We start from the raw sequence: 9182 nt of genomic DNA on the forward strand, positions 1-9182 counted from the left end.
GACGACGGTCGCGACCGCCGAGACCTGGAGCGAGGTGCTCCTGCTGCTGTGGTGGGCGGCGGTCGTGGCACACGGCTGGCTGCTCGCCCGGCGCCGGCAGGGCAGCCCGCGCACGACGCAGCGCCTGGTCGCGCTCGGCCTCTCCGTCGCGGTGCTGCTGGGCGTGGGACTGCTGCGGTTCGACGCCCACGGCATCGAGGACGACATCGCCCGGGCACGCGCGGACGGCGACTGCGGGGCCGTGACGGAGGCCCAGGAACAGGTGTGGGCGGGGCACAGGGTCGCCGCGGCCCCGGTGGCCGCACGCGGCGACAGGGCGGTCGACACCTGTGAGCGACTGGAGACGGCGGAAACCCGGCTGGCCGCCGGACTGAACGGCGACCAGGACGACCTGAACTCGGGTTTCCGCCTGCTGGCCTCGATCCTGGAGGAGGACTCCCGCAACGACGCCACGGTCGGGACCTCCCTGGACCGTTTCCTGGACGGACTGCCCACCGACGATGCCTGCGAGACGGTCCGGATCACGGACTGGCTCAACGACCGGGAGACCGAGCCGGGTCAGCAGGTCCTGGACCGCTCCTCCGAGACCGCCGACCGGCTCGCTCCGGCCGCGCTGATGGGCTGCGGCGACGCCCTGATGAGCACACAGGAGTGGTCGCAGGCGGAGTCCCGCTACCAGCGGCTGCTGGACGAGTACCCCGGCGACAGCCGTGAGGGCCAGGCCCGCAAGGCGATCAGGAAGGCCGTGCTGGCCCTGCAACTGGAGGAGGTCCAGCAGTTGGTGCGCGAGAACCGCTACTGCGAGGCGCCGGCGAAGTACGAGGGGGCCCCCGCCCGCCGCGCGGGCTCCGGCCGGTCCCTGTTCCTGGGAGACAGCGAGCACTCGGGCAAGCTTCCCGGCGCCTGGCGGACCACCGACGCGGCAAAGGCCGCACTGGTGGTGTGCGTGGGACAGCAGGGCTTCGGGAGCGCCGTCCGCACCTGCCCCTACCGGAGCGAGACCAGCGGGCAGATCACCGACGTCACGTTCCGCAGGGTCTCGCTCCCGGTGAAGGTGTACGCGCTGCGCACCGGCAAGCGTGTCGCCGACCGCACGGTGCAGATCAGCGGCTCCACCTGCCCGTCGCTCTTCTTCACCTACGGCGTCATTCCCTCGAACAAGTACGTCACACCCTCGAAGTCCGACATCCGCAACGCGTTCTCCTCCGTGCTCGGACGGTGACTTCTGGCCCTTGACGCCGGGCGTCGGCACGCCCGGTCGGGCGGCGGCCGCCGGGCGGCGCCCGACCGGCTGTCAGTTGCCGGTGCGAGACTGCGGGGCATGACGGAGCCGAACCCGAAGAAGGACCTGATCCGATATCTGCAGGACGCCAGGGAAGCCCTGGTGTGGAAACTCGAAGGACTCCCGGAGTACGACGTCCGCCGCCCGCTGACGCCCACCGGCACCAACCTGCTGGGGCTGGTCAAGCACGCCGCCGGAGTGGAACTGGGCTACTTCGGCGACGTGTTCGGCCGGCCGTTCTTCCGGCAGGATCCGCCGTCCTGGTGGTACACGCGGGACACCGAACCCAACGCGGACATGTGGGCCACCGCGGACGAGTCGCGCGAGGAGATCGTCGCGCTCTACCACCGGGCCTGGGAGCACGCGGACAGCACGTTCGCGGCACTCGCGCTCGACACCGTCGGCCACGTCCCGTGGTGGCCGAAGGAGCGGAGCGGGACCACGCTGCACCACCTTCTGGTGCGCGTGATCGCCGACACCCACCGGCACGCCGGCCACGCGGACATCCTGCGGGAACTCATCGACGGGGCCGTCGGCTGGGGGAAGGGAGCGAGCAACCTGCCGTCCCATGAAGCGGCCTGGTGGGAGGCCCACCGCAGCCGGCTGGAGCAGGCGGCGAGGGAGGCCGGCGGCCGCTGACCGGCCGGGGCGTGCAGCGCGGTGCGGTCTCCACGGTGCCCTCGCCGTCCGTACCGGCAGGCTCCGGGCGCGGGCCCGGTGGTCCGCCTCCCGCACCCCGCTGCCCCACGCCTGTACCCCGACGCTGTGCAGGCTCCCGTCGGCGCGGTCGACCGGATACCGCGAGAAGGGACGCCCGCGGGCGTCAGCGCGGCTGCCGCAGCCCGGTGACCAGGAGGTCGACCAGCGGGCGTGCGTCGTAGCGGGGGTCGCTGTCCGCGCCGACGCAGAGGTTCCCCACGCCGCGCATGAGCGCGTAGGCCTCCACATCGGTGCGGATCTCACCGGACGCGACCGCGGCGTCGAGCAGTTGGGAGCACACGGGCACGAGCCGGTCGAGGAAGTAGGCGTGCAGCGTCTCGAAGCCGGCGTTGTCCGACTGCAGCACACCGGCGAGTCCGTGCTTGGTGACCAGGAAGTCGACGAAGAGACCGATCCATTCCCGCAGCGCCGCGTGCGGCGTCGCGCTGCTCTCCAGCAGGGCCGGACCGGCCCCGGCGCAGGCCTCGACCTGATGCCGGTAGACGGCGACGATGAGATCCGCCCGGGTCGGGAAGTGGCGGTAGATCGTGCCCACCCCGACACCGGCCTCGGCCGCGATGTCGCGCACCGGCGCATCCACGCCCGAGGTGACGAAGACGGTGGCCGCCGCGTCGAGCAGCGTCTTCTCGTTGCGCCGGGCGTCCGTCCGCTTGGGCCGGCCCGGGCGCCCCGTCTCCTTGCTGACGCTGCCGTCGCTGTCGCTCACCGGGTCGCTCCCTTTGCTGCCGGACCTGCTGTACGGAACGTGGTTCCGTACCCTTGTTCCGGAGCGGGGTTCCGTTTGATCCATGATGTCAGAGCGCGGGCCGGCGGTGACAGCCGGCCGGGCGGACCGGCTGCGGACTCAGGACCGGGCCGTGCGCAGCATCGCCCATACGGTCCGGCCGTCCCCGTACTCGGCGACTCCCACCCCCCAGTGCTCCGACACGGCCTTGACCAGCAGCAGCCCGCGTCCGACCTCGTCCCGGGGACCGGCCCGTCGCGTCCGGGGCACGGACGGACCGCTGCCGTCGTCCGTGACCTGGATCAGCACCAGGTCCGGCGTGGCTCCCAGGGTGCAGGCGATTCTCCGGCTGCTCGTGTGGAGGACGGCGTTGGTGAGGAGCTCGCTCACCACGAGGGCCGCTGTGGCGCAGTCGTCCGGGACGACGCCCCAGACGCCGAGCTGCTCCGTCACGAGATGGCGGGCCCTCCCGACGGTTCTGCGGTCGGCGGGCAGGAAGTAGGCGGCCCGGCAGGCGGCACCGCCGAGGTCGGGGGGAGGGGTGCCACCGGCCGTGGGGGTGGCGTCGGCTAAGACCACGAACCATTCCTAACGTGGGGGAGCAACCGGATGCCGTGCGCTGGAGGAGCGGTCATGACAGGCGTCCACGTGGCCACGCGTAGCCGGCGCCCGGCATGCGGCCCGGGGAAACCTGGTCACCCCGTCACTATGGTTGCCCCGTCAGTTCCCTGGCAACCCATCACTTTGCACAGTGCACAACTTCGCTGTGCTCCTGTCCGCGAGGTGAGGCCCGTGGCAGACTGCTCGGCGACCGGCCGTTCGAGGAGGCATGCGACGTGAGCGCACCGCGGTCGGCCCCGACCGTTCTTCAGATGGTGCTGGGCAGACGGCTCCATGAACTGCGGCGGGTCAAGGGCCTCTCGGCGCAGGACGTCGGTGCCAGGCTGCGCCAGGCCCACACCACGGTCACCAGAATGGAACAGGCCAAGGTCACCCTGAAGTGGGCCACGGTCAAGGCGCTGTTGGAGATCTACGGCGTACCGGAGGGCGAGGCCCGGGAGTTCCTCGCCCTCACCGACCAGGCCAACCAGCCCGGCTGGTGGAAGAGTTACCGTGACGCCCTGCCGGACTGGTTCGCGGTGCACGTCAGTCTGGAGAACTCGGCCACCCGCATAAGGGGCTACGAACCCCACGTCGTCCCGGGCCTCCTCCAGACCGAGGACTACGCCCGCGACGTCCTGAGGCTGAACCGCCCCCACCCGACACAGGAGGAACTGACCCGGCGCGTGGCGCTGCGGATGGAGCGTCAGGCGCTGCTCACCCGCCGGGACCCGGCTGCGCCCCGGCTGTGGATCGTCATGGACGAGACCGTCCTGCGGCGACCGGCCGGCGGGCCCGAGGTCATGAAGGCCCAGATCGACCGTCTGATCGAGGTGACGGACCTGTCGAACGTCACCCTTCAGGTGCTGCCCTTCACCGCCGGACTGCACCCGGGCGCGTTCGGACCCTTCACTCTCTTCCGTCTTCCGATGCCGGATTTCCCGGACATCGTCGGCACGGACAATCTCAGCGGCGCCCAGTACAGCGAGGATCGGAGAGAAGTCGCGCTGTACCGCGAGGTGCTCGACCGGATGAGCGCCCAGGCGATGTCCCAGGGGCGCACCAGGGAATTCCTTTCGGACGTCCGCAAGGAGTGGGAACGATGAAGCACACGATGAACGCCACGGGTGATCTGGGAACCGAGGGGTGGCACAAACCGTGGAGCGGCAGCAATAACGGAAACTGTGTCGAGGTGAAGAAACTCGGCGAGGGGAGGGTGGCGCTGAGGCAGTCGGCGGACCCCGACGGCCCTGCCCTCATCTGCACCACCGCCGCGATCGCCGAACTGGTCAGGGCGGCCAAGGCGGGAGCGGTCGACTTCCTCGTTGCCCGAGACCTGTCTGGAACGTGCCGGGGCGCGTCCCTTCATGAGCACACTGAAGCGTACTGATCAGTATCGATCGAACGAAATGCATCACCATGCCGATGCCGCAGCGGAGGACTGAAGTGACAGACGCGGGATTCAACGCGGACGACATCGACACCAGCAAACCCCAGTCGGCTCGAATGTACGACTACTTCCTCGACGGAAAGGACAACTATCCCGTCGACTGGGAAGCCGCCGAGAAGGTGATCTCCTTCTTCCCCGCGGTGAAGGAGATGGCGCGGGTCAACCGCGACTTCATGCACCGGGCCGCCCGGCTGCTCGCGGAGCGGGGCGTCCGTCAGTTCCTCGACATCGGCACGGGAATACCCACCGAGCCCAATCTCCATCAGATCGTCCAGAGAGTCACTCCCGAGGCCCGCGTGGTGTACGCGGACAACGACCCGATCGTCCTCAGGCATGCCGAGGCGCTCCTGCACAGCACGCCGGAGGGCGGCACCGCCTACATCCAGGCCGACGCGAGGGAGCCGGAGAAGATTCTCGCGGCGGCGAGGGAGACCCTCGACTTCGACCAGCCGGTCAGCCTGTCCTTGGTGGCCCTGCTGCACCTGGTGGCAGAGGAGGACGACCCCTACCGGATCGTGTCCGAACTGCTCAAGTCCCTTGCTCCCGGCAGCTACCTGGCTCTCTCCCACGCGACAGGAGACTTCGACGCCGAGACCTGGGAGCGTGTCGTCGAGGTCTACCGCAAGGGAGGGACCTCCGCCCAGGTCCGGTCACGCGACGAGTTCGCCGGGTTCTTCGCGGGACTCGAGCTGATCGACCCCGGCATAGAACTCGCGGAGCGCTGGCACCCGGAGCCCGGGGGGCAGTACGGCCGGAGTGAGCAGATCCCGTTGTACGTCGGAGTCGCCCGCATTCCCTGAGGCTCGCGCCGCCGCGACCCGCTCCGGTCCTCCGTGGCCCGCCGTGACGGCCCCGCCTCCCTCGCGCCCCGGCTGCGCGGGTTCCCGACGGCCGGCCGGCTGTGCGCGAGGTCTGGACAGCCGTTCGACAACGTGTTGTCATTCCGCTGCACAGTGAATTTCCAACGTTGAAAGGGTCTCTGGCCATCGCAGCGCCGGTGCCGTTCCGCACCGGCGGGCCCGCGTCGGCCACCGGTGAACACCCCCGGCCGGAACGGCCGTTCACCTGATGCAGTCCGTTTCGTCCTGTCTCCAAGCCCCCTGCGCGAGGAAAGGTTCGATGACAAGACAACACACCCGCCCGAGAGCCCGGTGGTGGGCCCTGCTGACCGCCGCGGCCCTGGTCCTGCCCACGAGCGCCGCGGTTCCCGCCGCGGCGGCCGCGGAACCCGCGAGCAGCAGCACGTCCGCGCGTACCGCCGGTGCGGCAGCCGATGCCGCCGTCGAGCAGCACGGCCTGAAGGGCGAGTACTTCAGCATGTCCGCGCCGGGAGCAAGGGACTTCGCCGAACTCGGCGGCACCCTCCTGGAGCCGCAGATCAACTTCTCCGGTCTGACGAGCACGTTCGAGGAACTGACCGGGAGGACGGAGCACACGACCGCCCGCTGGACGGGGCAGATCGAAGCGCCGGAGACCGGCGACTACACGTTCCACGCCATCGGCGACAACGGGTTCCGCCTCTTCATCGACGACAAGCCGGTCATCGACCACTGGGAGCCGGACTGGGACAGGGAGCAGACCAGCGAGCCGATCAGGCTGGCCGCCGGCGAGAAGCACACCTTCCGGCTGGAGATGTTCCAGGACCTCGGCGGGTCGAACATGTTCCTGCGCTGGTCGAGCCCGACGACGCCCAAGCAACTCGTCCCCGCGTCGGCGTTCACACCGCCCGCCGGCTTCGAGGTCTTCCCGGTGGACCTGTCGGTCACCGAGGACGGGAAGCGGCTGCGCGCCCGCTTCGAGGAACGGGTCGGGGACCTCGACGAGGTCGCGGAGCACCTGAAGATCGAGGCCGACACGACCGCCATGCCGGTCACCTCGGTGAAGGCCGCCCCCGGCGACCGCACCTCCCTCCTCGTCACGCTCGCGAAGCCCGTCCAGAAGAACCAGCAGGTCCGGTTCACCTACGACGGCGAAGGCGGGCTGACGGCAGGTGGCAAGACCGTGCCCCGGATCGTCCGCTACGCCGCGAACGCCTCCGGCCACCGGCTCACCACACCGTGGGGCGACAAGCTGGACAGGAAGAACCCGCTGCCGGAGCACCCCCGCCCGCAGCAGGTGCGCTCCCAGTGGAAGAACCTCAACGGGACCTGGCAGTTCAGCGGTGCGAAGGCGGGCGAGCAACCGGTCTTCGGCAGGAACCTGGACGAGAGGATCACCGTGCCGTTCCCCGTCGAGTCCCAGCTGTCCGGGCTCGAACGGCACGAGGACCACATGTTCTACCGCAAGCTCGTCGAGGTGCCGAAGAACTGGAAGGTCGGCCAGGGCAAGCGGCTGAAGCTCCACTTCGGCGCCGTGGACTACCAGGCCCGCGTCTGGGTCAACGGCAGGAAGGTCGCCGAACACACCGGTGGGTACACCGCGTTCAGCGCCGACATCACCGACGCGCTCAAGGGCAGGGGCGCGCAGGAGGTCGTGGTCGCGGTCACCGACACCGGCGGCGCCGACCAGCCGACGGGCAAGCAGCACACCAGCCCCAGCGGCATCTTCTACACCCAGACGTCCGGGATCTGGCAGACGGTCTGGATGGAGCCCGTCGCCGACACCGCCATTGACAACGTCGTCACCACGCCCGACATCGACACCGGCAGCCTGGCGGTGACCGTCGAGTCCGAGGGCGCCTCCCCGAAGGCGCGCGTGGAGGCCGTCGCCCGCGACGCCCGCGGGAAGGTCGTCGGCAAGGTCAGCGGGCCCGCCAACCGCCGGCTCCAGCTCCCCGTGACGAAACAGCACCTGTGGAGCCCCGACGACCCCTACCTCTACGACCTCGACGTCCAGCTGACCGACGGCCGGTCCACCGACAAGGTCGGCAGCTACTTCGGCATGCGCGAGATCGGGATCGAGGAGGTCGGCGGCTACCGGAAACTGGTGCTCAACGGAAAGCCCGTCTTCTCCCTCGCCACCCTCGACCAGGGCTTCTGGCCCGACGGCCTCTACACCGCCCCCAGTGACAAGGCACTGGCCTTCGACCTCGAGGCGCACAAGAAGCTCGGCTTCAACGCCGTCCGCAAGCACATCAAGGTGGAGCCGGCACGCTGGTTCTACCACGCCGACAAGCTCGGCCTGCTGGTCTGGCAGGACTTCGTCTCCGGGAACATCACCAACGGGACCGGACAGAAGGCCTTCGTCGACCAGGGCCGCGAGATGATGCGCCAGCACCACAACTCGCCCTCGGTCATCGGCTGGATCGTCTTCAACGAGGGCTGGGGCGAGTGGAACCGCGAGGAGAGCGGCCGCATCGCCGAGTCGGTGAAGGCCGCCGACCCCTCCCGCGTCGTCAACGCCCACAGCGGTGTCAACTGCTGCAACTCCAAGGGCGACTCGGGCAAGGGCGACATCATCGACCACCACGACTACAACAACGACGACCCGCCGTTCCCCGACCACCGGGCGGCCATGGACGGCGAGCACGGCGGCTTCACCCTGCGCACCCCCGGCCACATGTGGCCCGGCACGCCGACGGTGATCTACAGCGGGGTCGCCGACAAGGAGGCGCTGACCCGCAAGTACGTGGAGAACACCGAGCGGTTCTACCTCGACCAGGCCGCCGCCGAACTCTCCGGTTCGGTGTACACACAGATCACCGACCTGGAGAACGAGCTGAACGGCCTCTACACCTACGACCGCCGGGAGATCAAGGTCGACCCGGTCCGGGTGCGCGAGGCCAACCGCAAGGTGATCGCGGCCGGCGCCGCCGCGGGCGAGCGGGAGCAGCTGAAGGGCGGCGGCCACTGGACCCTCGACGAGGGCACCGGCACGACCGCGAAGGACGGCGGCCCCAACGGCAAGCCCCTGACGCTCACCGAGGGCGCCGGCTGGACCCCCGGCGTCAACGGCAGCGCGCTCGAGTTCGACGGGCAGGGGCAGCACGCCGAGACCGACGGCCCCGTACTCGACACCACCGGCAGCTACTCCGTCGCCGGCTGGGTCAGGCTCGACTCGCTCCCCGGCAACTACGCCACCGCGATCAGTCAGGACGGGCGGCGCCAGGCCAGCCCGTTCTACCTGCAGTACGGGCAGGGCGCCTTCGCCTTCAGCACCCCCGACGGGAAGCGCGCCCGGCTGGAGACGAAGCCGGACACGGGCCGCTGGTACCACCTCGTCGGTGTCCGTGACGACGCGCGGGGCGAGATCGACCTCTACGTCGACGGCGAACCGGCGGCGACCTCCACCGCCGGCCCCGCCTACGTCGGCACCGGACCGCTCGCCGTGGGCCGCGCCCAGTGGAACGGCGGCGACACCGACTTCTGGGACGGCGCGGTGGACGAGGTCCACGCGTACGACAGGGCACTCACCGCCGAGGAGGTGAGCGCCCTGCACGACCGGGAGAAGCCGTAGTCGGGGCGCCG

At 70.1% G+C, this 9182-nt stretch carries 7 protein-coding genes and 1 pseudogene; 6 read left to right on the forward strand and 2 right to left on the reverse strand.

What is annotated here, in order from left to right:
- Together AOK11_RS22820 and AOK11_RS22825 are read left to right on the forward strand one after the other, a co-directional pair.
- On the forward strand, positions 1 to 1222 hold a 1222-nt coding region (locus AOK11_RS22820), incomplete at its 5' end, for a tetratricopeptide repeat protein (RefSeq protein WP_055595593.1).
- A gap of 99 nt (positions 1223 to 1321) precedes the next feature.
- Positions 1322 to 1921, forward strand: coding sequence for a DinB family protein (locus AOK11_RS22825; RefSeq protein WP_055595594.1), 600 nt, complete (start codon positions 1322 to 1324; stop codon positions 1919 to 1921).
- A gap of 184 nt (positions 1922 to 2105) precedes the next feature.
- Here AOK11_RS22825 and AOK11_RS22830 read toward each other — a convergent pair whose 3' ends face one another.
- Both AOK11_RS22830 and AOK11_RS22835 read right to left on the reverse strand, forming a co-directional pair.
- Positions 2106 to 2708 carry a TetR/AcrR family transcriptional regulator gene (locus tag AOK11_RS22830; protein ID WP_055595595.1) on the reverse strand — a complete coding sequence of 201 codons (603 nt, stop codon included), beginning with the start codon at positions 2706 to 2708 and terminating at the stop codon, positions 2106 to 2108.
- Positions 2709 to 2846: 138 nt separating this feature from the next.
- Entirely contained in the window at positions 2847 to 3305 is a 459-nt protein-coding gene (locus AOK11_RS22835; RefSeq protein WP_240497454.1) for an ATP-binding protein, read from the reverse strand.
- Positions 3306 to 3562: 257 nt separating this feature from the next.
- Between AOK11_RS22835 and AOK11_RS22840 the strand changes: the two genes are divergently transcribed.
- From AOK11_RS22840 to AOK11_RS22855, 4 genes and pseudogenes are all read left to right on the forward strand, one after another.
- Positions 3563 to 4432 (forward strand): helix-turn-helix domain-containing protein, encoded by an 870-nt coding sequence (locus AOK11_RS22840; RefSeq protein ID WP_107098653.1) that lies wholly within the window; start codon positions 3563 to 3565, stop codon positions 4430 to 4432.
- A pseudogene (locus tag AOK11_RS22845) lies at positions 4429 to 4656 on the forward strand (DUF397 domain-containing protein); the annotation flags it as partial. The gene AOK11_RS22840 and the pseudogene AOK11_RS22845, both read left to right, overlap by 4 nt.
- Positions 4657 to 4772: 116 nt before the next feature.
- Positions 4773 to 5576 carry an SAM-dependent methyltransferase gene (locus AOK11_RS22850; RefSeq protein ID WP_206188901.1) on the forward strand — a complete coding sequence of 268 codons (804 nt, stop codon included), beginning with the start codon at positions 4773 to 4775 and terminating at the stop codon, positions 5574 to 5576.
- A 319-nt stretch (positions 5577 to 5895) separates the two neighbouring features.
- Complete coding sequence (locus AOK11_RS22855; RefSeq protein ID WP_055595597.1) at positions 5896 to 9171, forward strand: glycoside hydrolase family 2; 3276 nt, start codon at positions 5896 to 5898, stop codon at positions 9169 to 9171.
- The last annotated feature ends 11 nt before the right edge of the window (positions 9172 to 9182 follow it).

The sequence above is a fragment of the Streptomyces hirsutus genome (genome assembly GCF_001418415.1).
Classification (GTDB): Bacteria; Actinomycetota; Actinomycetes; order Streptomycetales; family Streptomycetaceae; genus Streptomyces; species Streptomyces hirsutus.